The sequence below is a fragment of the Microbacterium karelineae genome (assembly GCF_009745985.1).
GTDB lineage: Bacteria > Actinomycetota > Actinomycetes > Actinomycetales > Microbacteriaceae > Microbacterium > Microbacterium karelineae.
This window is the reverse complement of sequence record NZ_WFIX01000190.1, coordinates 62,905-86,097: the sequence shown is the minus strand read 5'-3', so window position 1 is coordinate 86,097 and position 23,193 is coordinate 62,905. Positions and strand designations below refer to the sequence as shown.

Annotated in this window: 19 protein-coding genes and 1 riboswitch; of the genes, 10 read left to right on the top strand and 9 right to left on the bottom strand. The window is 72.7% G+C overall.

Going from position 1 to position 23,193, the window contains the following annotated elements; translation table 11 throughout:
* Window positions 1–25: 25 nt before the first annotated feature.
* On the bottom strand, window positions 26–958 hold the full coding sequence (locus GB932_RS13565; protein ID WP_156761233.1) for an N-acetylglucosamine kinase: 933 nt from the start codon (window positions 956–958) through the stop codon (window positions 26–28).
* Window positions 955–1,881: an N-acetylmuramic acid 6-phosphate etherase gene (locus GB932_RS13560; RefSeq protein WP_156761232.1), complete on the bottom strand. Its 927-nt coding sequence runs from the start codon at window positions 1,879–1,881 to the stop codon at window positions 955–957. The genes GB932_RS13565 and GB932_RS13560 overlap by 4 nt, the downstream gene beginning before the upstream one ends.
* Window positions 1,882–2,032: 151 nt before the next feature.
* On the opposite strand from GB932_RS13560, the gene GB932_RS13555 reads away from it, so the two are divergent.
* The 3 genes from GB932_RS13555 to GB932_RS13545 are packed head-to-tail and all read left to right on the top strand — an operon-like array spanning window position 2,033 to window position 5,572.
* Window positions 2,033–3,445 carry a glycoside hydrolase family 3 N-terminal domain-containing protein gene (locus tag GB932_RS13555; protein WP_197517488.1) on the top strand — a complete coding sequence of 471 codons (1,413 nt, stop codon included), beginning with the start codon at window positions 2,033–2,035 and terminating at the stop codon, window positions 3,443–3,445.
* Entirely contained in the window at window positions 3,442–4,551 is a 1,110-nt protein-coding gene (locus tag GB932_RS13550; RefSeq protein WP_156761230.1) for an aminotransferase class I/II-fold pyridoxal phosphate-dependent enzyme, read from the top strand. The genes GB932_RS13555 and GB932_RS13550 overlap by 4 nt, the downstream gene beginning before the upstream one ends.
* 22 nt (window positions 4,552–4,573) lie before the next feature.
* Window positions 4,574–5,572: a lactonase family protein gene (locus tag GB932_RS13545; RefSeq protein WP_156761229.1), complete on the top strand. Its 999-nt coding sequence runs from the start codon at window positions 4,574–4,576 to the stop codon at window positions 5,570–5,572.
* Between the two features lie 13 nt (window positions 5,573–5,585).
* Here GB932_RS13545 and GB932_RS13540 read toward each other — a convergent pair whose 3' ends face one another.
* On the bottom strand, window positions 5,586–7,790 hold the full coding sequence (locus GB932_RS13540; RefSeq protein WP_156761228.1) for a D-alanyl-D-alanine carboxypeptidase family protein: 2,205 nt from the start codon (window positions 7,788–7,790) through the stop codon (window positions 5,586–5,588).
* A gap of 161 nt (window positions 7,791–7,951) precedes the next feature.
* Window positions 7,952–8,060: riboswitch (TPP riboswitch) on the top strand.
* On the opposite strand from GB932_RS13540, the gene GB932_RS19490 reads away from it, so the two are divergent.
* From GB932_RS19490 to GB932_RS13530, 3 genes are all read left to right on the top strand, one after another.
* Window positions 8,055–8,687, top strand: a complete 633-nt coding sequence (locus tag GB932_RS19490; RefSeq protein WP_231916202.1) for an ECF transporter S component — start codon at window positions 8,055–8,057, stop codon at window positions 8,685–8,687. Its footprint overlaps the riboswitch before it by 6 nt.
* A complete protein-coding gene (locus GB932_RS13535; protein ID WP_231916200.1) occupies window positions 8,684–10,156 on the top strand; it encodes an ABC transporter ATP-binding protein in 1,473 nt (490 codons plus the stop codon). The genes GB932_RS19490 and GB932_RS13535 overlap by 4 nt, the downstream gene beginning before the upstream one ends.
* Complete coding sequence (locus GB932_RS13530) at window positions 10,153–10,938, top strand: energy-coupling factor transporter transmembrane component T family protein (protein WP_156761226.1); 786 nt, start codon at window positions 10,153–10,155, stop codon at window positions 10,936–10,938. Before GB932_RS13535 ends, GB932_RS13530 begins: the two co-directional genes overlap by 4 nt.
* Window positions 10,939–10,949: 11 nt before the next feature.
* Here the strand turns inward: GB932_RS13530 and GB932_RS13525 are convergent, their stop codons facing one another.
* Window positions 10,950–12,230 (bottom strand): Nramp family divalent metal transporter, encoded by a 1,281-nt coding sequence (locus GB932_RS13525; protein WP_231916199.1) that lies wholly within the window; start codon window positions 12,228–12,230, stop codon window positions 10,950–10,952.
* Between the two features lie 100 nt (window positions 12,231–12,330).
* On the bottom strand, window positions 12,331–13,284 hold the full coding sequence (locus GB932_RS13520; protein WP_156761225.1) for a TIGR03617 family F420-dependent LLM class oxidoreductase: 954 nt from the start codon (window positions 13,282–13,284) through the stop codon (window positions 12,331–12,333).
* 281 nt (window positions 13,285–13,565) lie between these two features.
* On the opposite strand from GB932_RS13520, the gene rlmN reads away from it, so the two are divergent.
* From rlmN to GB932_RS13505, 3 genes are all read left to right on the top strand, one after another.
* The gene (gene rlmN, locus GB932_RS13515) at window positions 13,566–14,777 is read left to right on the top strand and encodes a dual-specificity RNA methyltransferase RlmN (RefSeq protein ID WP_156761224.1); all 1,212 of its coding nucleotides are present in this window, start codon (window positions 13,566–13,568) and stop codon (window positions 14,775–14,777) included.
* Window positions 14,778–14,951: 174 nt separating this feature from the next.
* Window positions 14,952–15,983, top strand: coding sequence for a nitronate monooxygenase (locus tag GB932_RS13510; protein ID WP_231916197.1), 1,032 nt, complete (start codon window positions 14,952–14,954; stop codon window positions 15,981–15,983).
* Window positions 15,984–16,038: 55 nt separating this feature from the next.
* Window positions 16,039–16,686 (top strand): carboxymuconolactone decarboxylase family protein, encoded by a 648-nt coding sequence (locus GB932_RS13505; RefSeq protein WP_197517487.1) that lies wholly within the window; start codon window positions 16,039–16,041, stop codon window positions 16,684–16,686.
* 238 nt (window positions 16,687–16,924) lie between these two features.
* Here the strand turns inward: GB932_RS13505 and GB932_RS13500 are convergent, their stop codons facing one another.
* Entirely contained in the window at window positions 16,925–17,839 is a 915-nt protein-coding gene (locus tag GB932_RS13500) for a cytochrome b/b6 domain-containing protein (RefSeq protein ID WP_156761223.1), read from the bottom strand.
* Window positions 17,840–18,053: 214 nt separating this feature from the next.
* On the opposite strand from GB932_RS13500, the gene GB932_RS13495 reads away from it, so the two are divergent.
* Window positions 18,054–19,505 carry an aldehyde dehydrogenase family protein gene (locus GB932_RS13495; protein ID WP_156761222.1) on the top strand — a complete coding sequence of 484 codons (1,452 nt, stop codon included), beginning with the start codon at window positions 18,054–18,056 and terminating at the stop codon, window positions 19,503–19,505.
* 71 nt (window positions 19,506–19,576) lie between these two features.
* Here the strand turns inward: GB932_RS13495 and GB932_RS13490 are convergent, their stop codons facing one another.
* The 3 genes from GB932_RS13490 to GB932_RS13480 all read right to left on the bottom strand — a co-directional run bounded on the left by GB932_RS13490 (window position 19,577) and on the right by GB932_RS13480 (window position 23,144).
* Window positions 19,577–21,619, bottom strand: a complete 2,043-nt coding sequence (locus tag GB932_RS13490; protein WP_156761221.1) for a choice-of-anchor I family protein — start codon at window positions 21,617–21,619, stop codon at window positions 19,577–19,579.
* Window positions 21,620–21,684: 65 nt separating this feature from the next.
* Complete coding sequence (locus tag GB932_RS13485) at window positions 21,685–22,656, bottom strand: NAD(P)-dependent alcohol dehydrogenase (protein ID WP_156761220.1); 972 nt, start codon at window positions 22,654–22,656, stop codon at window positions 21,685–21,687.
* Window positions 22,653–23,144, bottom strand: a complete 492-nt coding sequence (locus GB932_RS13480) for a nitroreductase family deazaflavin-dependent oxidoreductase (RefSeq protein WP_156761219.1) — start codon at window positions 23,142–23,144, stop codon at window positions 22,653–22,655. The genes GB932_RS13485 and GB932_RS13480 overlap by 4 nt, the downstream gene beginning before the upstream one ends.
* Between the last annotated feature and the right edge of the window lie 49 nt (window positions 23,145–23,193).

Sequence of the window (23,193 nt, the reverse complement as noted above, 5' to 3'; positions counted from 1 at the left end):
CCGGTCCGGTTACCTCGGGCCCGCGCTACTCGACGTCGGAGTGGCCCGGGAGGGGATCGGGATCGGCGAGCAGGCGCTCGGCGAGCAGCAGCGCGCCGTCGAGGGGCGTGCCCTGCGGCGAGACGATGTCCGCGGCGGGGCGCCCGGCGCGCACGCGCGCGAGGAGCGGATCCGTGATGCGGGCGACCTCGGCGAGACCGCCCACGATCGCCGCGCGTTCGGGGATCCCCGGCGCGAGCGCCGCGAGCAGCGTGTCGGCGAGGTGCGCGGCGGCGCGATCGAGGATCCCCGCCGCACACGCGTCGTCTTCCGCGGTCGCGGCGACGTCGGGCACGAGGGCGGCGAGCACGCGCGCCCGGTCGGGGAGGGGCATGATGGCGCCCGGCCACGCGCGCAGCGGCCCGAAGCGCTCCGCGGCGACCTCGGCGAGGGCCGCGCCGTCCTGGCGGCGCCCGTCGAGGTGTCCGGCGGCCGCGCGCAGCGCCTCCACGCCGATCCACGCGCCCGATCCGAGGTCTCCCAGCAGGTGCCCCCACCCGTCGACGCGTCGCCACGTGCCCGCGCCATCCGCCCCGAGCGCGATCGCGCCCGTGCCCGCGGCGAGCACGGCGCCGGGGCGCCCGTCGAGCGCGCCGAGGTGCGCCGTGACGACGTCGGAGGTGACGATCGCCCGCTCCGCGCCGAGGAGTCGCCGGACCGCGTCCTCGGTGTCGCGCGGGCTCCCCGGGTGCGTGGACAGCCCCGCGACGCCGATGGCCACCGTGCGGAGGGGCGCGCCGCCCGCGAGCTCGCGGGCGCGATTCGCGATCCGCTCGAGGGCCGCGTCCGGGCTCTGCGCGACGGCCCCGGCCGTCATCCCGACGATCTCGTCGTGCAGGGTCGCTCCGCGGGCCCGCACGAGGATCCGCGCGCCCGAGCCGCCGATGTCGATCCCGGCCGCCGCGTCGTGCGGACTCATCCCCGCATCGCCTCCCGCACGGATCCGCCGCGCTCGGCGAGCAGGCGCCGTGCCTCGTGCGCGTCCACCGCAGCGAACGACATGACGATCGCCGTCTTCACCTCGCCATCCGCATCGTGCAGCGTGACGGCGGCCTCATCCGCTTCCACTCCGGTCGCCTCGCAGAGGATGCGCACGGAGCGCTCGCGCAGCTTCCGGTTCGTCGCGACGACGGAGACCATGAGGTTCGACCAGGTGCGTCCGACCGCGATCATGAGCGCGGTCGAGAACCCGTTGAGCACGAGCTTCTCCGCGGTGCCCGCCTTGAGCCGCGTCGACCCGGTCACGACCTCGGGGCCCGTGTCGGTCACGATCTCGTAGTCGGCGAGGCCCGCGAGGGGGCTCGCCGGATTGCTCGTGACGAGCGCGGTCGCCGCGCCCCGCTCCCGCGCGGCCTCGAGCGCCGCGCGGACGTAAGGCGTCGTGCCGCTCGCCGTGAGGCCGATCGCGACGTCGCCCGCCGTGAGGTCCGCGGCCTCACGCGCTCCCTCGTCGAGCGAGTCCTCCGCGTCTTCGACGGCGCGGGCGACCCCTGCGGAGCCGCCCGCGATGTGGGCGACGACGCGGCCCGGCTCGAGGTCGAACGTCGGCAGCAGCTCGGCCGCGTCGAGCACGCCGAGGCGGCCGCTCGTGCCGGCGCCGAAGTAATGGATCCGCCCGCCCCGCCGGAATCGGCTCGCCGCCTCGTCGACGAGATCGGCGAGCCGGTCGAGGGCGGGCGCGACGGCCTCGACGGCGATCCGGTCCTGCGTGTGCAGGGTCGCGAGGACGTCCCGCGTCGGCAGCACGTCGAGATCGCGCGAGGCCTCGAGGCGCGCCTCGGTCGGCGGGAGAGGGGGCGCCTCGGCGCGCGGTCGAGAAGGAGAGGTGCGATCGGCGGCCATGGTGCCCTTCCGGTTCGTCGGACGTCATCGTGGAACGAACCTCGTGCGGGCGGCGGGGGAGCGACCTGCCGCACGGGTGAGTATTGCAAAGTTACCAAACAAAATGCAGAATCGGACGGCGGCGCCCGCCGCACCGAACGAGGGAGTCACCATGCAGCGCGCGGATCCCGGCCTCGACCGCCTCGCGAACGGCGTGCTCTGGCCCGGATTCCTCGGGACCGGAACCCCCGACTGGATCCGCCGGGAGCGAGAGGCGGGCCTCGCGGGCGTCGTGCTGTTCGCGCAGAACCTCGGCGGCGACCCCGTGGATCCCTCCGGCGGCTTCCTCGTCGGCATCGACGAGGAGGGCGGCACGGTCACCCGCCTCGACGCGGCGCGCGGATCCGCCGAGCTCGGGGCCGCCCAGCTCGGCGCCCTCGACGACATCGCGGTGACGCGTGCGGTGGGCGAACGGCTCGCCCGCCGATCGGCCGCTGCCGGCGCGAACGTCGTGATCGCGCCCGACGCCGACGTCAACGCGGATCCGCGGAACCCCGTGATCGGAACGCGCGCGTTCGGCGCCGACGCGCGCCTCGTCGCGCGCCACGTCCGCGCCGCGATCGCGGGGATCCACGCCGGCGGCGCGATCGCCGTGCCGAAGCACTTCCCCGGGCACGGCGACACCGCGACCGACTCGCACCACGGGCTCGCCGTCACGGGGGCGTCGGAGCGCCAGCAGCGCGAGGTCCACCTCGCCCCCTTCGCGGCCGCGATCGACGCCGGCGCGCGGATGATCATGACCGCGCACCTCGTCGTCCCCGCATGGGGCGCGGATCCCGCGACCGCGAACCCCCGGGCGCTCGCCGAGCTGCGCGGCCTCGGCTTCGGCGGCGTCATCGCGAGCGACGCGCTCGACATGGCCGCCGTGCGGGAGCGCTTCGGCGGCGACGCCCCCGTGCGGGCGCTCGCCGCGGGCTGCGATCTCCTGTGCGTGTCGAACCCGGCGAACCCAGGCGGATCCGGCGACGACGAGGGCGACTTCCTCGCCGTGCGCGCCCGCATCGTCGACGCCGTGCGGTCGGGGGAGCTGGCGACCGCCGGCCTCGAGGAGGCGGCCGCCCGCGTCGCGGAGCTGCGCTCGCACGTGCGGGGCATGAGCCCGGCGGGCGAGGCGCCGGCGCTCGACGGGCTCGCGCTCGCCGTCCGCGCGGCGCGGGTCGCGGGCTCCTTCGACGCGCTGCCGGGACCGCGCGTCGTCGTCGACGCCCGCGCCGCCGCGACGTGGGCCGTGAGCTCGACGGGCTCGCGCTTCGCCGAGGATCTCGCGCGCGGCGGATCCGTCGTGTCACCCGACGCGGATCCGGCGGGTGAGGCGCCCGTCGTGCTCGTCGATCGCGTCGCGGACCCCGCCCAGAGCGACGCGATCGCGCGCGTCGCCGCCCGGCATCCCGGTGGCGTCGTCGTGAACCTGGGCGTCGAGACGCCGGACCCGCTGCCGCTCCCGACGATCCACGTGCGCGCCGCGAGCCTCCTCGCCGTCCGCGCGGCCGACGCCATCCTCGCGGGCGCGAGAATGGATCCATGACCGTCCGCTTCCGCGCCGCACACGATCAGATCGCTCTCTTCGAGAGGGCGCAGCTGCCCGACGGTGTCGCGCGGGCGTGCTTCAACGAGTCGCACCTGCCTCCCATCGACGGCCTGGCCGACGCGATCGCGGCGGAGATCCCGCACCTGAACGAATACGGCGGCCGCACGGACGCGGCGCTCGCGCACATCGCCCGCGCGCACGGGCGCACGGCAGACGAGGTGATCCTCGGATCCGGGAGCATGGACGTCATCCGCACGCTCATCGGATCCGTGTGCGAGGCGGGCGACGAGGTCGTCACGAGCTGGCGCACCTTCGAGGGCTACCTGGCCGCCTGCCACGCTCACGGCGCGACGCCCGTGACGGTGCCGACGGACGCCGACGGTGCGCACGACGTCGACGCGCTGCTCGCCGCGATCACCGAGCGCACGCGGATCCTGCTCCTCGCGAACCCGAACACGCCATCGGGGCGCCCGCTCACGCGCGAGCAGCTCGATCGACTGATCGCCGAGACGCCCGACCGCGTCGTGCTCGCGCTCGACGAGGCCTTCAGCGAGTTCGCGACGAGCCCGCGCGCGGCGTTCGGGGCGCCGCTGTTCACGGGAGGCGGCACGGATCTCCCCGAGAACGTCGTCGTCCTGCGCACCCTGTCGAAGGGCGCGGGCCTCGCCGGCCTCCGCGTCGGATACGCCCTTGCGGCGCCCGCCGTCATCGCGGGACTGTCGAAGTCGCGCGCGCAGCTCGGCGTCGACCGGCTCGCCGTCGCCGCCGTCGAGCACTGCTTCTCGCGAGAGGGCCTCGACCAGATCGAGGACCGCGTGATGTGGATCGCGGCCGAGCGCCAGCGCATCGAGCGCACGCTGCGCGATCGCATGGAGCGCGCCGAGATCGACGGCCGGCCGCGCATCGACATCGTGCACTCCGACGGCAGCTTCGTCTGGCTGCCGGTCGGCGACCGCGCGGAGGCGCTCCGCGACCACCTCGTCGATGCGGCCCGTGTCCTGCCGCGCGCCTACGCCGGCGAGGGCGTGCGGTACACCGTCATCGAGGCGGAGCACAACGACCGCTTCATCGACGGCGTCTCGGAGTGGGCCACACGACGCTGATCCGAGCGGGCAGGATGGGCCCATGAGGTTCTGGATCGGGGCGCGCGGCGCCGACATGGGCGCGAGCGCCACGGGCATCGGGGCCGTCTCCTCCGGCGACGATGGGACGCTCGTGTCCGAGGGGGTCGCGGCCCTGGCGCCGTCACCGACGTGGCTCGCGCCGCATCCGAGGCTCGACGTCGTCTACGCGGCGCTCGAGAAGGCGGGCCAGGTCGCGGCCTTCGCGCGCGTGGGAGAGGCGGCCCTCGAGCAGATCGGCGGCACGGTCGTCGCGGGGGACGCGACCTGTCACCTCGCCGTCGCGCCCGACGGATCCGGCCTCGTCGCCAGCTGCTGGGGAGACGGGCGCGTCGTGTATGTGCCGCTCGCCGCCGACGGCGCGCTCGGATTGCCGGGCCTCGCCCCGGCCGCCGAGGATCCGTACGACGTCGGCGGCCGCCCGACGCGCGCGCACTCGGCCGCCTTCCTTCCCGACGGCCGCGTCGCGACGACCGACCTCGGCTTCGACCTCGTGCGCATCTGGGGTGTGGGATCCGGCCGGCTCCTCCCCGACCACGAGGTCGTGCTGCCGCAGGGATCCGGGCCGCGCCACATGGTGATGCATGACAGCGGTCGACTGTTCGTCGTGACCGAGTTCTCCTGCGAGGTCGTCACCCTCGCCGAGGGCGGCGACGGGCTCTGGGGCGTCTTCTCCACGGTCGACACCGGCGCCGCGGACGGCGATACGGGCGCCGAGCTCGCGGCGTCGCCCGACGGGCGGATCCTCTACGCGGGGCTGCGCGGATCCGATCGCATCGCCGTTCTGCGCGTGGACCCCGAAGTCATCGTGCCGATCGCCCTGGTCGACGCCGGTGTGAAGGTGCCGCGCCACCACGTCGTCGCCGAGGGGCGCCTGCTCGTCGCAGGCCAGCGCTCGGACGAGATCGTCGCCCTCGAGATCGACGAGGCGACGGGGATCCCGGGCGCCGTCGTCGCCCGCCTCGACACCCCGACCCCGCAGCACATCCGCCCGGTGGGGTAGGCGGAAGCCGCGCCTACTCCGCGATGCCGAGGAGCTCGAGCGGGTGGGTCAGGCGCCACTCGAGGCTGGGGCGGGGGAGGTCGCCCGTCGCGACGAGCGTGATCTCGTCGCTGTCGAGCGCGCCCGTGATCGTCGCGGTGCCGACCTCGTCGCCCTCGGTGTCGCCGAGGGCGATGTCGTAGTCGACGTCGATCTCCGCCGTCTCGCCGTTCCAGAGCGTGAGGGACGCCGTGTCGTCCGAGACGATGTCGACGCGCGCCCCCCATGGCGTCGTGACCGTCGCGACGACCGTGCCCTCGGCCATCGCGTCGACGGGCTGGAGCCCGGCGGTGACCGCGTCGAGGAGGTCGCGGCTCACCTGCTCCTGCGCGTCGGCGTCGAGCTGCCCCATGACGGCGGCATAGGCGCGGAGCGGCTCGTCCGCCCCCGTGTCGATGTCCTTCGCCGTCGTGAGGTTGTAGCTCACGATCGAGACCTCGTCGAGGTGGCCGGTCTTGATGCCGACGATCCCGTCCTCGCCCAGGAGCGGGTTCGAGTTCTCGACGAGCCCGGCCCCGGGCAGCTCGACGCTGCCCTGGGCGACGATCTCGGCGACGACGGGGTGCTGCAGGGCGATCTGCGACACCTTCGCCATCTCCGTCGGGGTCGACTGGTTGTCGGGGCCGATGCCCGTCGCGTCCACGACGAGCGTGTCGTCGATCCCGTTGTCCTGCAGCCACGAGAGCGCATCGGTGAGATACGCGTCGCGGTCGCCCTCCCAGAGGGCGTCGACGAGCTTGTTCGCGTAGTTGCCCGCGGACCCCATGAGGATCCCCTCGAGCAGCTGGTGATACGTGAGCGTGCCGCCGATCGGGACGTCGAGGGCCGACTCGTTCGACCACCGCAGGACGTCGGCCTGCTGCTGATCGAGGTAGCCGAACTCGTACTCCGGGCCCTGCTCGCCGAGCGCGAGGGGCTGGCGCTCGAGCAGCGTCATGACCGTGATCACCTTCGTGAGGCTCGCCATCGGGCCGATCGTCTCAGGAGACTCTTCCGTCGCCGAGGTGAGCACATCGTCGGTGCCGTCGACGAGCACGGCGGCCTGGCCGTTCTCCGGCCATGGGATCGACGCGGCGGGCGCGACGGGTGTGTCGACCTCGGCGGCGGCGATCGACGGGCTCACGTTGTCGAGCGGCCACACGGAGAACGCGACGACATACGCGACCGCGAGGACGATCGCCGTCACGATCGGTGCGAAGATCGCCGCGAGCCAGCGCCGCCGACGCGGCACGAGCTCGGCCGCGCCGCTGACGATCGGCGTCTGCCCCGTGCCGACGTTCTCGGCCGTGAGCCACGCGAGAGCCTGCTCGGTCTGGTTGCCGTCGTCGTGAGGCACGTACGCGGTCGTGATGGTGCGCTGATCGTCGGGCGTGGACACGTCGGTCTCCTCGGCGGTCGCGTCAGCGCCCTCGCCCTCGGCGGGGGCGCGCGTCAGGGCATCGGGGGCGGCGGCGTGGGCGACGGGCGCGATCGCGATCGCGACCGTCTCAGGGAGCGCGTCGCCCGGATCCGCGGGATCCGAGGCGTTCGCCTCGTCGCCGACGAGGGCCTCGTCGCTCGACGCGTCGTCGGCATCCGCGGAGTCGGCGTCCGCGTCCGTCTCGTCGGCCATGTCGGCGCCGGCGTCGCTCGCGGTTTCGACGGCGGCAGCGCTCGCGGGCTCGTCGATCGCGATGTCCTCGGTCGACGGGCCGACGGCGGTCCCGTCGACATCGTCCGCGGAGTCGGCGTCCGCATCGGGCTCGTCCCCCGGCGTCCGGACGATCGGGATCGCGCCCGCGGTCGGAGCGGGTTCCGCACGGACCAGCTGGCCGTCGGACACGATCGGCAGCGTCTGGGTCGCGGTTCCGAGAATCTGCTGCAGGTCCTGTTCGGGCGTCGCGCTGCGGCGCCGGAAGCCGCGGAACATCTCGGCGATGATGCGCACGGAATCGGTCTGGGGCTGCGAAGAATCGACGAAGTCTTCGGCCTCGGCATCGTCGTCGGAGGGATCGTCGTCGACGTGCGGCATGTCGAACAGCCCCGTGATCGTCGGCACCGCGCCGATCGTGGGGGCGTCGTTCGGGTCGAGGCGGGCCTCGTCGTCGCGCCCGGGCAGATCCTCCGCGGGATCACGGGCATCGCGGTCGTCGACGAGGCGCTCGTCGCCCTGCTCGTCGGTGCCCTCGTCACTCCTCACGCGGTCAATTTACTTGATGCGACCGGGGGATCACCGCAGATCCGCCCGTGAACTGCTCACGATCCGATGACGGTGTGATCCCGCACGGCTGGCGCCCGGCGGCCGGCGGTGCCTATACTCATGCGCTGAGGTCCTGACCTCAGCTGCCGCATCGCCCGATGCCGCAGCACCACGGGAGTCCGACACGCCGGGCTGAGAGGGCGCACGCCGCGCCGACCGTCGAACCTGATCCGGATCATGCCGGCGCAGGAAGGGAGAACGCACATGTCTGCATCCGTTCCCGAGGGAAACCCGACGCGCCGCCGGTGGCGCGTGGTCGACATCGTCGTGGCGAGCGTGATCGGCGTCGCCGCCGGCGTCGTCTTCTGGCTGTGGGGCCAGGCATGGCCGGCGCTCGACAGCCTCCTCTCGTTCACGCCGGGGCTCTCGGGCCTGCTCGCGGGAGGGTGGCTGTTCGCCGGCGTGCTGGGCGGCCTCGTCATCCGCAAGCCCGGTGCCGCGCTCTACACCGAGATCATCGCGGCGGTCGTCTCGATGCTCGTCGGCACGCAGTGGGGCTTCACAACGCTCATCTGGGGCGTCATCCAGGGGCTCGGCGCCGAGCTCGGCTTCGCCGTCCTCGCCTACGCGAACTGGCGTCTGCTCGGCGCGCTCGCGTCCGGCGCTCTCGCCGGGATCGCCGTCGCCGTGCTCGACACGAACTTCTCCTCCGTCGCCGCGCTCGCGGTGGAGGCGCGCATCATCTACGCCGCCGCGGCGATCGTGTCGGGCATCGTGCTCGCCGGCATCGTCTCCCTGCTGATCACGCGCGCGCTCGCCGCGACGGGAGCCCTCGACCGGTTCGCGTCGGGGAGGGACAGGGGGCGCCGCGGGCGGGCGCCCTCCCGCCCCGCGTGACGAACCACGTCGTCGCGCGCGGCTGGGGCTGGCGCCACGCCGGGCGCGACGAGTGGGCCGCGTCCGAGGTGGATCTCGACATCGAGCCGGGCGAGCGGGTCCTCCTGCTCGGCGCGAGCGGATCCGGCAAGTCGACCCTGCTGCGTGGCCTCGCCGGCGTGCTCGGCGACGAGGCGGATGGAGACGCCGCCGGCGAGCTGCTCATCGACGGCCGCCCGGCGGCCCATGCGCGGGGCACGGCCGGGCTCCTCCTGCAGGATCCCGACGCCCAGGTGATCCTCGCCCGCGTCGGCGACGACGTGGCCTTCGCCTGCGAGAACCTCGGCGTGCCGCGCGAGGAGATCTGGCGCCGCGTCCCCCGCGCGCTCGATGCCGTCGGCCTCGACCTGCCTCTCGATCACCCGACATCGGCCCTCTCCGGCGGGCAGAAGCAGCGGCTGGCGCTCGCCGGGATGCTCGCGATGCGACCCGGCCTGCTCCTCCTCGACGAGCCGACCGCGAACCTCGATCCCGAGGGGGCGACGTCGGTGCGCGACGCCGTCGTGGCCGCCGTCGCCGCCACGGGGGCGACCCTGGTCGTCGTCGAGCATCGCGTCGATCTCTGGATCGATCACGTCGATCGCGTCATCGTCGTCGGGGCACGGGGCGGGACCATCGCCGACGGATCCCCGACGGATGTCTTCGATGCGCACGAGCAGGCGCTGACCGATGCCGGGGTGTGGGTTCCCGGCGTCGTCCCGGTCGTGGCTCGCACGACCCCTCATGGGGCACCGGAGAGGCTGCTCCACGCCGATGGCCTGGCGGTCGGCCGGCGCGGGTTCGGCAGGCGACAGCCGCATGTCGCGGCGTCCGGCATCTCGCTCGAGGTGCGCTCGGGCCGCGCTCTCGCGGTCGTGGGGGTGAACGGCGCGGGGAAGTCGACGCTCGCGTCGACCCTCGCCGGCCTGTTCCCACCCGCCGCCGGAGAGCTCGTCGCGTCGGCGGCGCTCGCCGGGGATGCGCGCGGAGCGCCGCACGAGTGGACGTCGCGGCAGCTCCTGACGCGCATCGGCATGCTGTTCCAGTCCCCCGAGCACCAGCTGCTCGCCGCCTCGGTGCGCGCCGAGCTCGAGGTGGGGCCGCGCGCGCTTCGGCGTGACGAAGCGGACGTCGCGCCGGTCGTCGACGACCTGCTCGAGCGACTGCGCCTCAACCGGCTCGCCGACGCCAACCCCTTCACCCTGTCGGGGGGCGAGAAGCGCCGCCTCACGGTGGCCGCGTCGCTCGTGACGCGGCCGCGCATGCTCGTGCTCGACGAACCGACCTACGGTCAGGATGCGCGCACGTGGCGTGAACTCGCGGCGCTGCTCGACGAGGTGCGCGCGGACGGCACGGCGCTCGTCATCGCCACGCATGATCGTCCCCTCGTGGACGCCCTCGCGGACGACGTGCTCGCGATCGGCGCCGCGCATGCGGGAGGACCCCGATGAGCCTCGTCGCGATCGATGCGCGGCACTCGCCCCTCGGATCCGTGAACGCGCTGGCGAAGCTGTTCGCGGCCCTGCTCATCGGCGTGACTCTGCTTCTGTCGATCGACCCCGTCTCGGCGGGTGTCTCTCTCCTGCTCACGCTCGCCGCGCTGCCGCTCGCGCGCCTCTCGCTGCGCGACCTCTGGCTGCGGCTCTGGCCCATCGTCGCCTCGGCGTTCATCGCGTGCATCGCGACGACGCTCTACGGACGTGAGAGCGGCACCACGTACTTCGAGTGGGGGCTCCTGCGGGTGAGCGACGGCTCGATCGCCCTCGCCCTCGCGATCTTCCTCCGCGTTCTCGCGATCGCCGTTCCCTCCGTGGTGCTCTTCGCGACGACGGATCCGACCGACCTCGCGGACGCGCTCGCGCAGATCCTCCGCCTGCCGTCGCGGTTCGTGCTCGGCGGACTCGCGGGCCTGCGGCTGGTCGGCCTGCTCATCGAGGATTGGCGGGAACTCGGGATGGCGCGCCGCGCCCGCGGCGTCGCCGACACGGGGCGACTGCGCCGCATCGCGGGCCAGACGTTCGCCCTGTTCGTCCTCGCGATCCGGCGTGGCACGAAGCTCTCGACGGCCATGGAGGCCCGCGGATTCGGCGCGCCCGGCAGGCGGACATGGGCCCGCCCGTCGCGCCTGCGCCCTCGTGACGGCGTCCTCGTCCTGCTGGCCGCGGTGATCGCGGTCGCGTCCGCCGTCGCGGCGATCGCGGCCGGCACCTGGACCTTCGTGCTGTCGCTCTGACGCGGCCCAGCTCACCCGAGCGTCGGCCAGCCGAGAGGGCTGGCAAGCGCGTTCCAGCCCTGGTAGACGCCGAGCACGATGAAGATCACGGCCGTCAGCCCGAGCGCGACGTTCGTGTACCAGCGGTTGCGGAACTCCTTCGGCACGCGGTTCGTGTTGAGCAGCGGCAGGAGGGTGATCGCGAGGAACGGCATGAACAGCGATCCGAGGAACCCGTACATGAGCACGAGGAGGATCGGCTTGCCGAGCATGAGGAACAGCATCGGCGGGAACGTGAGCCAGATCAGGTAGACCTTGAACCACTTGCCGCCGTTGCGTGAGTCGGGGTGGTCGGATCCCCTGCCCGTCACGTTGCCCATGAAGTCGGCGAACATGAGCGAGACGCCGTGCCAGACGCCGAGAACCGACGAGAGCCCCGCGGCCCAGAAGCCGACGAGGAACCAGACGCCGATGAAGTCGCCGTAGCGTTCGCGCAGCACCATGTCGAGGTCGAGCAGGCCCGCGTCGCCGCTCGAGAGCGAGACGCCGGCGGCGCGCACGACCTCGGCGCCGACGATGAGCATCGAGATGACGAAGATGCCCGTCACGACGTACGCCGTCGTGTTGTCGATGCGCATGACCTTGAGGAACCGGGGCTTGTCCCAGCCCTTCTCGCGCAGCCAGTACCCGTAGGCCGCGAGGGTGATCGTGCCGCCGACCCCGCCCGCGAGCGCGAGCGTGTTGAACAGCCCGCCCTCGGGGATCAGAGGGACGAGGCCGCTGATCGTGTCGAGGAAGTTGGGCGCCGCGATGACGGCGAGGGTCACGATCGTCACGAACATGAGCCCGACGAGCGACGCCGTGATCTTCTCGAACACCGAGTACTTGTTGAACCAGACGAGCAGGAACGCGAGGATCCCCGTGAGGATCGCCCACGGCCAGATCTCGCTGAGGATCGGCACGCCGTCGAAGAGCGCGGCGATCGGCATGGCCGTCGAGCTCATGGCGCTCGCCGCGTAGATGAAGCCCCAGATGACGATGTACGGGGCGAAGTAGACGACGGGCCAGCGGCCGAGAGACCGCCAGCCCTCGAAGATCGTCCTGCCCGTCGCGACGGTGTACCGCCCCGCGCCCTCGACGAGGATGATCTTGAGGATCACCCCGAGGACGATGGCCCACAGCAGCATGTATCCGTAGCTGGAGCCGGCGACGAGCGTCGCGACCATGTCCGCGGATCCGACGCCCGTCGCGGCGACGACGAGCCCGGGCCCGATGAGCTTCCACTTCGGCCTGACCTCGGGTGTCGTGGTCACGGCGACCTCCTCGTAGCGATGGGGAGCGTCGGTTCGACGCCGGCGCCGCGATCCGCGGCCGATTGCGGAGAACCCTACCGGCGCGGGGCGCCGATCGCCGTCACCCGAGCGTGATGCTGGCGCGCGTGCCGACCGCGCCGAAGCGCGCGTCGAGGGCGGAGCGCATCTCGTGGGGCTCGCAGAAGGTCGCGAACGCGCCCATCATGTCGTCCGTGATGATCGATCCCATGGTGTCCCATTCGCCGCGGCGGCTGGCGGCGTGCAGCGCGTCGGCGGCGTCCTCCCAGCCGTGCAGCTCGAGGACGGCGCGGTAGGACGGTGTGGATCCGTAGAACGCGATCTGCGAGCGCACCGCCTTCTCCCTCGTGGCGCGCTCTGCCTCGTCGCCTCCCGTCACGACGAACGGCGTGAGGATCACGTCCGTCGACTCGCGGCCGGAGCGTTCACGCCCCTCGGCGAGCGCCGGGAGGCTGACCTCGGCGAGGTACTCGGGGGTCGTGAAGGCGTGTGCGATGAAGCCGTCGGCGGCCTCGCCGGCGAGCTTCGTCATGGCGGGCCCGACGGCGGCGAGCCAGATGTCGGGCGCGCCGAACGGGTTCGGGCCGGGCGAGAACATCGGCGTCATGAGCGTGTGGGTGTAGTGCTCGCCGCGCACGCTGAGGCGCTCGCCCGTCTCCCACGAGTGCCAGATCGCCCGCACGGCGGCGATGAACTCGCGCATGCGGGGCGCCGGCGCCGACCACGGCATCGAGAAGCGCTTCTCGATGTGCGGCTTCACCTGGGATCCGAGCCCGAGCGCGAAGCGGCCCCTCGTCGCGAGCTGCGCGTCGTTCGCCGCCTGAGCGACCGTCATGGGGGTGCGCGCGAAGGCGACCGCGATCGAGGTCGCCGTGTGGATCCGCTCCGTCGCGTATCCGGCGAGGGCGCACGCGATCAGGGGATCGTGGGCCAGCTCGGGGACCTGGATCCCATCGAACCCCTCCCGCTCGGCGCGGGCGGCGGTGTCGAGGACGGCGGCGGGAGCGGCATCGCGGATGCCGAGATCGATGAGCATGACCACCAGCGTGCCGGAGACCTGGCGACAGCTGACGATGAGTTGTCCCGGCCCCACAATCGCCGCGGCCCAGGAGCGCCCGAGATTCGTGGGGCGCGTGCCCGTCCCCGGAATACGAAGGTCCGGCCGGGCTCCCCCAAGAACCGGCCGGACATCTCCACGCTAGGGGGTCCGGAACCCCCGCACCATGGGGAGAAGTGCCCTTGTCCCCCAAAAGGGGGACAAGAAATCTTCTCGGCGCCGCCCAGCGCGACCTCGGGTGCCTCCCGTACCGTGTAGTCATGACGAGTTCGGGGATCCGCCAGGTCAAGCCCAAGGCCGAGGGGTGGGAGCAGCGCAAGGACGCCGAGGGGCGTCCGCTTCTGCAGTTCGCGAGCCCGAAGCGCGGCCAGCCGCCCGTGCACCTCGCCGACCTCACACCGGAGGAGCGCGTCGCCAAGGCGAAGGAGCTGGGGCTTCCCGGGTTCCGCGCCAAGCAGCTCGCGAAGCACTACTTCGAGCACTACACGCGCGATCCGGAGAAGATGACGGATCTGCCGAAGGATGGCCGCGAGGAGCTCGTCGCCGGCATGCTGCCGACCCTCCTCACGGAGGTGCGCCGCCTGCAGACCGACGGCGGCGACACGATCAAGTTCCTCTGGAAGCTTCATGACGGCGCCCTCGTCGAGTCGGTGCTCATGCGCTACCCGGGCCGGATCACGCTGTGCGTGAGCTCGCAGGCCGGCTGCGGCATGAACTGCCCGTTCTGCGCGACGGGCCAGAACGGCCTGACCCGCAACATGTCGGCGGCCGAGATCGTCGACCAGGTCGTGCGGGCCAACGAGGTCATCGCGAACGGCGAGCTCGGCGGCAAGAAGGCCGACGACAACAGCGCCGAACGCGTCAGCAACATCGTCTTCATGGGGATGGGCGAGCCGCTCGCCAACTACAAGCGCGTCATGCAGGCCGTGCGCACGATGGTCGACAAGAAGCAGGGGCTCGGCATGAGCGCCCGCGGGATCACGATCTCGACGGTCGGCCTCGCACCCGCGATCCGCAAGCTCACCGACGAGGAGATCCCCGTCACGTTCGCGCTCTCGCTGCACGCGCCCGACGACGAGCTGCGCGACGAGATGATCCCCGTCAATTCGCGCTGGAAGGTCGAGGAGGTGCTCGACGCGGCACGGGCATACTTCGACAAGACGAAGCGCCGCGTGTCGATCGAGTACGCGCTCATCCGCGACATGAACGACCACCCGTGGCGCGCGCGCCTCCTCGCGGACAAGCTCAACGCTCGCGGGCGCGGATGGGTGCACGTCAATCCGATCCCGCTGAACCCGACGCCCGGATCCGTGTGGGACGCGTCGACGAAGGCCGCGCAGAACGAGTTCGTGCGGATCCTCAATGACGCGGGCGTGCCGACGACGATCCGCGACACCCGTGGCAAGGAGATCGACGGGGCCTGCGGTCAGCTCGTCGTCACCGAGGAGGACGAGCGCGCCGCCGCCGTCTGACGGCGCCGAGAGCGCTGCTGAGTGCCGAACGGGCGGTCATACCGAGATCCGCTCGGCGCTCTGACGCGTCCGGCGCCGTTCCCGAGTGCGGTTCGGCCCCGCCCGGCGCGCGGAAGGGCGCAACGGCACTCGGACGTGCTCGGGGGCGCGGTGCGTGCGCGTTAGCGTGGGTCCGTGACCACCACCGCGCTCCCGGATCCGCTCGCTGGCCGCGCCGCCGTCTGGGCGGCGCCCATGGCCGGCGGCCCGACGACGTCCGAGCTCGTCGTCGCCGCGGCGCGGGCGGGGCACGTCGCCCAGCTCGCCGCGGGATACAGGAGCGCCGAGGCGATGGTCGACGAGATCGCGGCCGTGCGCGCCGCGGGCGTCGAGGTGTTCGGCGTCAATCTGTTCGTGCCGAACGTGCACCCGATCGCGCCCGATGACTACGCCGCATACGCGCGGTCCCTCGCTGGCGACGCCGAACGGCTCGGGGTCGCCGTCGACGCGCCCGTCACCGAGGACGATGACGCGTGGGGCGAGAAGATCTCGGCGCTCGCCGTGGACCCCGTCCCCCTCGTGAGCTTCACATTCGGGCTTCCCGATGCCGCCGACATCGCGCGGCTGCGCGCGGCCGGGGCCCTCACAGCGCAGACGGTGACGAGCCGCGACGAGGCGCGCGCAGCGGAGGCCGCGGGCATCGACCTCCTCGTCGTCCAAGGCGCCGCGGCAGGCGGCCACTCCGGCGTCTGGGCTGCGGGCGCCCGACCCGCAGAGCGTCCGCTCCCCGCGCTCGTCGCCGAGATCGCGGTCGATGCGCCGCTGCCGATCGTCGCCGCGGGCGGCGTCGCCTCGGCATCCGATGTCGCCGCCGCGCTCGCCGCCGGGGCACAGGCCGTCGCGGTCGGCACCGCGCTCCTGCGCGCGACCGAGAGCGGCACATCGCCGACGCACCGCGCGGCGCTGGTGGATCCGCGGTTCCGCGAGACGGCGCTGACCCGCGCCTTCACGGGCCGGTACGCGCGCGCCCTCGTCAACCACTTCGTCGCCGCGCACGATGCCGTCGCGCCGATCGGGTATCCCGCCATCCACCACCTCACGCGGCCGCTGCGCGCCGCGGCCTCCGCCGCGGGCGATGCCGAGCGCCTCCACCTGTGGGCCGGCCGCGGGTGGCGCGCCGCGCGCGAGGCGCCCGTCGGCGAGATCCTCGCGTCGCTCATTCCGTGAACGGAGCGGGTGCCGGACGCGATTCCGGGATCCTGTCACAATCGGTGGCCGCGCGGTGCCGTATGGGCAGGAGGGGCCGACAGCGCCCCGGATCCACGAAGGAGATCGTCAGGCCCAGTCGCTTCCTCATCCCCAGGCCCGCATCACGGGGCAGTACGGCGCCATCCTGACGTTCATCGTGAAGCGGATGTGGGGGAAGGTGCCCGACAACGCCCACGTCCTGTGGCACAACCGCCGCGTCATGAACGGCGTGCTCGGGATCGAGGGCAGCGCCGCGAAGTGGAACCAGTTGGATCCGCAGCTCGCGTCGTACGCCGAGATGGCGTCGGCGGGCGCCATCGGCTGCAGCTGGTGCCTCGACTTCGGGTACTTCCTCGCCCACAACGAGGGACTCGACCTGGAGAAGGTGCGCGAGGTGCCCCGGTGGCGCGAGAGCGACGTGTTCACGCCGCTCGAGCGCGACGTGCCCGAGCACGTCCGGGCGCGCCGCCCGCGCTCGTGGATCCGGTGCGGCTCGAGCGATGACCCAATCTGCGAACGCACACGTTCTGCGCGAGCGGACATGACATGTCATGTGCTCTGGCGTGATCCGTGTTCGCTCGGGACAGGGAATCGGTCAGTGGGGCAGAACGGAGCGCCGCCTGGCGGCGCGCAGGAGATCGCGGACCGACTGCTCGTCGGTGACGTCGCACTCGATCCCTGACGCCGTGATCCCGAGGGAGGTCGGCTCGTTGACAGCGGCATCGATCGGATCCTGACCGAGATCGGCGATCACGATCCGGTGGTCGCCGCCGATCATCTTGGCGGCCGCCAGGCCCATACTGCTGCGTTCACGTGGGCTGCTCGAGTTCGTCCTGATGCTCCGCCCGCGTGCAGGAGCAGGATCGCCGCACATCGTCGAAATCGGTGCCGGATCGGATGCGGTCGAGCCTACGCGGGCGTCAGCGCTTCATGAGGCGCACGTCGCCGAACCACTTCGCGGGGCGCGCGATCCAGTCGTCGCGGACCGCGGCGCGCCAGCCGGCGACCATGAGGACGACGGTCGCGGCGAAGATCCAGAAGCCGGCCCAGCTGACCTGATCGGTGCCGGCGTACATGTGGCCGAGGTTGCGCAGCGCACCCGTCGCGAGCACGAGGCCGACGTGCACGATCACGAACGCGACGAAGAAGAGCATCGTCGGATAGTGCAGCGCCTTCGCGACCGCGTCGGGCAGGGCGCGCTGCCACGCCTCGCCCTTCGGGTAGAACGCGCTGAGGCGGTAGCCCGTCACGGCGGCGATCGGCGAGGCGACGAACACGATGACGACGTAGCTCAGCTGCTGCAGCGCGTTGTAGCTGACCCAGCTGTTCTCGGTCGGCCAGTCGAGCGAGATGTACTGCAGCAGCACCGAGATCGCGTTCGGCACGACCTCCCAGCTCGTCGGCACGATGCGCGCCCAGTGCCCGCTCGCGATCAGCAGCGCGACGTACACGACGCCGTTGACGAGCCACAGCACGTCGACCGCGATGTGCCCCCAGAGGGCGAGCGACATGCGCCGCTTCTTCACGCGCCGCGACGACCAGAGGCCGCCCGCGCGCTTCTCGGTGCGCGTGCGGATGCCCGTGCGGATGATGAGGACGAGGAAGAACGCGTTCAGGAAGTGCGTCCAGGAGACGAAGCCCGGGATGCCCTCGGGAGAGGAGCCGAGGATCGGCGCGCCGCCAGGGAAGCGGGCGACGAACGCCTCGAGCGGATCCGTCGCGAGCAGCGCGCGCGTGGCGAACACCACGCACCAGGCGATGAGGACGAGCGCCGCGACTCCGAAGAGACCGACGAAAACCTGAATCCACGTCGGACGGACACGCGTTTCGCTCACCCGGACATTCTTACCGAATCCCCCGGCAGGGCGCCGAAGTCTGTGACCGGGTGTGACGCGATCCTGCGTGCCGCGCGACCCCGCGCCGGCGGCGCGGCCCCGTGACGACGTCGCCCCGCTCCCGGTGAGAGGGACGAACGCGGCGCGGCGCGCGCCCCTTCGTGAGACTGGATCCGGCGGTGCTCAGCCGCGCACTCGACAGGAAGGATCGACGATGACCTCTTCTCCCGATTGGGACGGCCGGATCTTCTCGGACGGCTGGCGCGCAGGATCCGCGGATCCGATCGACGTCATCGCGCCCGCGACGGGCGCCTCCCTCGGCACGGTCGGCGCCGCGACGGGCGACGACCTCGACCGCGCGGTCGCCTCCGCGACGGCCGCGCAGCGCGAGTGGGCCGCCGCGCCGTATCCCGTGCGCGCGGGCGTCATGCTGAAGGCCGCGCAGCTCCTGCAGGACGATCCGGACCGCCTCGCCGGCATCCTCGTGCCCGAGGCGGGATCCGGCCAGGGCAAGGCCGCGTTCGAGGTGGGGCTCGTCGCGAGCGAGCTGCAGGAGGCGGCGGCCGTCGCCTCGCACCCGTATGGCGAGCTGCTGCGCAGCATGAAGCCGCGCACATCGATCGCCCGTCGCGTGCCGATCGGCGTCGTCGGGGTCATCTCGCCGTTCAACTTCCCCGCCATTCTGTCGATGCGGTCGGTTGCGCCGGCCCTCGCCCTCGGCAACGCGGTGATCCTCAAGCCGGATCCGCGCACCTCGGTCTCGGGCGGGCTCGCGCTCGCGGCGCTGTTCGAGGAGGCGGGCCTGCCTACGGGCGTGCTGCACGTGCTGCCCGGCGGAGGCGACCTCGGGGCGGCCCTCGTCGCGCATCCCGGCGTCCCCTGCATCTCGTTCACGGGATCCACTGCTGCCGGTCGGAGGATCGGCGAGGCCGCCGCGCCCCTGCTCAAGCGGGTGCATCTCGAGCTCGGCGGCAACAACGCGCAGCTCGTTCTGCCCGATGCCGACGTCGCGGCGGCCGCGACGGTCGGCGCCTGGGGGTCCTTCCTTCACCAGGGCCAGATCTGCATGACGACGGGACGCCACCTCGTGCACCGGTCGATGGCGAAGGAGTACGTGCGGGTGCTCGCCGAGAAGGCCGAGCGGATCCCCGTGGGCGACCCCGCCGAGGGCGCACCGCTCGGCCCGATCATCGACGAGCGCCAACTCGCCCACGTCGCGGGCATCGTCGACGCCGCCGTCGCGCACGGAGCGACGGTCGCGGCGGGCGGAGCGCACGAGGGCCTCTTCTATCGCCCGACCGTCCTGACGGACGTCGAGACCGACAGCCCCGCCTGGACAGAGGAGATCTTCGGCCCGGTCGCGCCCGTGCACGTCTACGACGACGTCGACGAGGCGATCGACATCATCAATGCGAGCGAGTACGGGCTGTCCGTCTCGATCATCACGTCGAACGCCTACCGCGCGTATGAGCTGTGCGACCGGATCGAGTCGGGCGCCGTGCACATCAACGATGCCACGGTCGACGACGAGGCAGTGATCCCTTTCGGCGGGGTGAAGGCGTCGGGGGTGGGTGGGCGCTTCGGCGGACCGCAGGCGAGCCTCGATACGTTCACCGAGACCCAGTGGATCACGATGCAGGACGATCCCGCCCGCTACCCCTTCTGAGGCGCGGCGCACTCGACGCGCCCTGCTGCGCAGGGCGCGTCGCAGCCGACGAGGGCGCGCGTGCCGGTCGCCTACGCGCGGCGCGTGCGGATGCGGAGCGTGATGCCGATCGCGATCAGAGCGGCGGCCGCGAGGCCGAGCCCCCAGGCCACGTTCCCGCCCGTGGCGGCGAGGTCGTCGTCGTCCGGGGCGCCGGGCGTCTCGGACGGGTCCTCGCTCGGGGCGGGAGGTGCCGGGGCCGTGGTCGGCTCCGGATCAGCGGTCGGCTCCGGCTCCGGTGCCTCCGTCGGTTCCGGCGCGGGGGTGGGGTCCGCGGTCGGCTCGGGCTGCGGCGCGGGCGGCTCGGTGGGCTCGGTGGTGGGCTCGGGCGTCGGCGTGGGCTCCGGCTCCGCGGTCGGCGCGCCGTCGAGGGCGTAGAGGGTCGTGGTGCCCGTGACCTCGTTGCCGACGACGATCATGGGGATCCCCGTGGGCGACGCGTCGGCCGCGATGAAGTCGAGCCCCTCGGGGCCCAGGTCGCCGACGGAGTTCACGAGCGCCGCGAGCTGCTCCTCGCTCGCCCCCTGCTCCTCGAGCTCCTCGTAGGCGTCGCCGAGGTTCGTGTCGAACTCGCGGTTGCTGATGAACTCGACGTAGGCGGGGGCGGCAGGATCCGAGATGTCGTAGGCGACGACGCCCGACAGGCGCTCGAACCCGATGAACGCGTAGGTGCGGCCGTCGACCTCGCCGATCGTGAGGTTCTCGGGCTCGACGCCCTTCGCATCGCTGCGGTTCTCGGCCTCGTTGTCGTCGTGGCCCGAGTTGAAGACGAGGTCCGTCGTCTCGCTGAGGCGCGCGGTCAGCTCCTCGAACTCCGCGCCCGAGTCGAAGACGAGCTCGCCGCTCGTGGTGTAGATCGAGAAGGAGCGCGCGCCGTAGGCGTACAGCTCGCTGTAGCAGCCGCGATCCTCGTCGAAGCCCATCTCCGTCGAGACCTCGAGACGGCCGAGCGCGTCGTCGGCGGTGTGCGCCTCGATCTCCTCGCAGACGGGGCCGGCACCCGGAACGTCCTCTTCGGGGTCGCCGAGGTGCTTCACACGCGCGGGCTCGACGTAGTCGCCCCACTCGCGGGCGTCGCCCTCGTTCGCCGTGACGAGGTAGGCCTCGCCGCCGACCTCGTACGAGGAGATCCCGTCGGGCATCGGCATGCCGTACAGGCCGTCATACGTCTCGATGCGGATCTCGGGGGTGTCCTCGGGGTCACGATCCGACGGATCCAGCGGCACCTCGCCCCGGTCCGTGAAGCCGAGGCCCCAGACGTCGGTGACCGTCGCGGTCTCGAGGTCGACGGTCGCGATGCCGTTCGCCTCCTGCAGCGCGACATACGCCGTGTCGCCCGCGATCGTCACGTACTCCGGCTCCCAGTTCGTCGAGCGCGGCAGCTCCCCGTTCAGGATCGGGCCGAACGCGTCGCGCAGGCCCTCGTCGAGCTCGACGCCCTCGAACGCATGGAAGTCCGCGATCCGCACGTCCTCCTGCAACGGCGCGGCGACGTCGGCCGGGAGCGCGACGACGCCGACGGATCCCTCGGGGTCGCTCGAGAAGTCGTCCGCCGGCTCGCCCTCGTTCGCGACGACCGCGTACGCGCCGTCGGGCGACACCGTCACCATGTCGGGCAGCGATCCGACCTGCACCTCGCCGAGCGTGACGGGCTCGTCCGCGTCGGCGTCGAAGAACAGCAGGGATCCGGGTGCTGTCTTGTCGTCGGCGTTCTCGAGCGCGACGACGCCCAAGCCGTCCTCGCGGACGGCGACGGAGTTCGCGACGCCGGATCCGGAGATCTGGAACAGCTCGGTCATCGCCGTCGGATCCGACATGTCGATCACCGAGACGGATCCGGCGGCCGCGTTGATCGAGAAGAGGCGGTCGCCGTGTGCCTGGACGATCTCGCTCGCCCCCTCGTCGTAGATGCCGGTTTCGAACGTGCCGGTCACGGTGAGGTCGAACGGCGCGTCATCCGACGCGTCGTAGATCGGCGTGATGTCGCCGGGCTGCGCCGCGAGCGCGACCGCAGGGGACAGGGCGAGGGCGCACGCGGCGCCCGACGCGAGGAGGATACGGGGGATTCGGGACATGCCCTCCGGTCTAGAGGCTCCGGGTAGTCGGGCGGTGAACGCGGCGTGAACTCGGGGGTGCGTCGTCAGGGCTCGATGACGATCTTGCCGCGGTTGTCGCCGGCGGCGAGGCGGGCGAACATCTCCGGGACGGCGTCGAGTCCGTGCACGCCGTCGATGACGGGGCGGACAGCGCCCGCGGCGAGGAGGCGGCCGACCTCGTCGAGCTGGTGGGCGGAGTTCGCCCGCCACGCGAACGTGCCCATCCGCGCGCCGATCGTGGCGCCCACGACGGGGCCGAGCAGCGCCTTCTCGGCGTACGAGCCGAGGCGGCGCGCGAGGAGGGAGTATCGTCCCCGCCGCGCGAGCAGCCGGCGCAGCGGAAGGAGCCCGTGAGCGTCGGCGATGTCGATGACGACGTCGAATCGCCGGCCGCCCCGCGTGACGTCGTCGACCGTGAAGTCGATCGTGTCGTCGGCGCCGGCTTCGCGCATCAGCGCCGCCTTCGCGCCGGTGTCGACGCCGGTCACGTGTGCGCCGGCGGCCTTCGCCAGCTGGATCGCGAACGGCCCGACGCACCCGCCGCCGCCGATGACGAGAACGCGCTCGCCGGGTCGCGTCGAGCCGGTCGAGCGCAGGACCTGGAGGGCCAGCAGGCCCGAGTGCGGGACGGCCGCGGCGTCGACGAAGCTCACGCCGTCGGGGATCCGGCGAAGCGCGTCCGCCGGCGCGACGGCGCGTTCGGCCAGGGCCGAGTGGCCGTGGTCGAAGACGTCCGCCCAGACGTGATCGCCGCGACGGAGCCCCGTGACGTCGGCGCCCACCTCCTCCACCTCGCCCGCGAGATCCACGCCCATGCCGGGGGTCCGCGGCGAGGCGATGCCGAAGAAGACGCGCGCGACGCGCGGCCGCCCGAGCAGGATGTCGAGGTCGGCCATGTTGAGCGAGCTCGCGCGCACCCGCACGAGGACCTCGCCAGGGCCGGGAGCGGGATCCGGCACCTCGTCGACCCGAAGCACCTCGGACCCGCCGTACGCGTCGCGGACGACGGCCCTCATGCGGCGGCGCTCGGGGCGTCGTCGAGGAGGAGGAAGTGGTCGATGTCGAGGAGGCGGGAGATGAGGCGATCCCCGCTGCCGAGCAGATCCGCCGCGGCCGCGCGGGAGACGACCCGCGGCGCCGTGACGGGGCGCACCTCGCCGTCCACCTCGACCTCGGCCGAGCCGGCGGCGAGCAGGTTCCGCAGCCAGTCGGGCGTCGTGCCGTACGGGAGCGTCACGATCCATCCCGTCGGCGTGCGACGGAGCCCGATCGGCGTGCGATACGGGCGCCCCGAGCGCCGGCCGACCGTGCGGATCACCTGCGCCGCGGCACCGGGCGCGCCCGCCGTGCGCATCGCCGCGGCGTTCAGGTGGTCGCGGCCGAGGCGCCTGACGAACCGGACGCCCGGCGGCCACCCCGTGCGCAGCGAGACGAGGATCACGACGACGGGCGTCGCGGCGATGACGACGATCGTGCCGAGTGCGATGAGGAGCGCCCGTGCCATGGTTTCCCTTACGTTGTAAGTCTTACTCTGTAAGGTAGCGTGGCGGCAC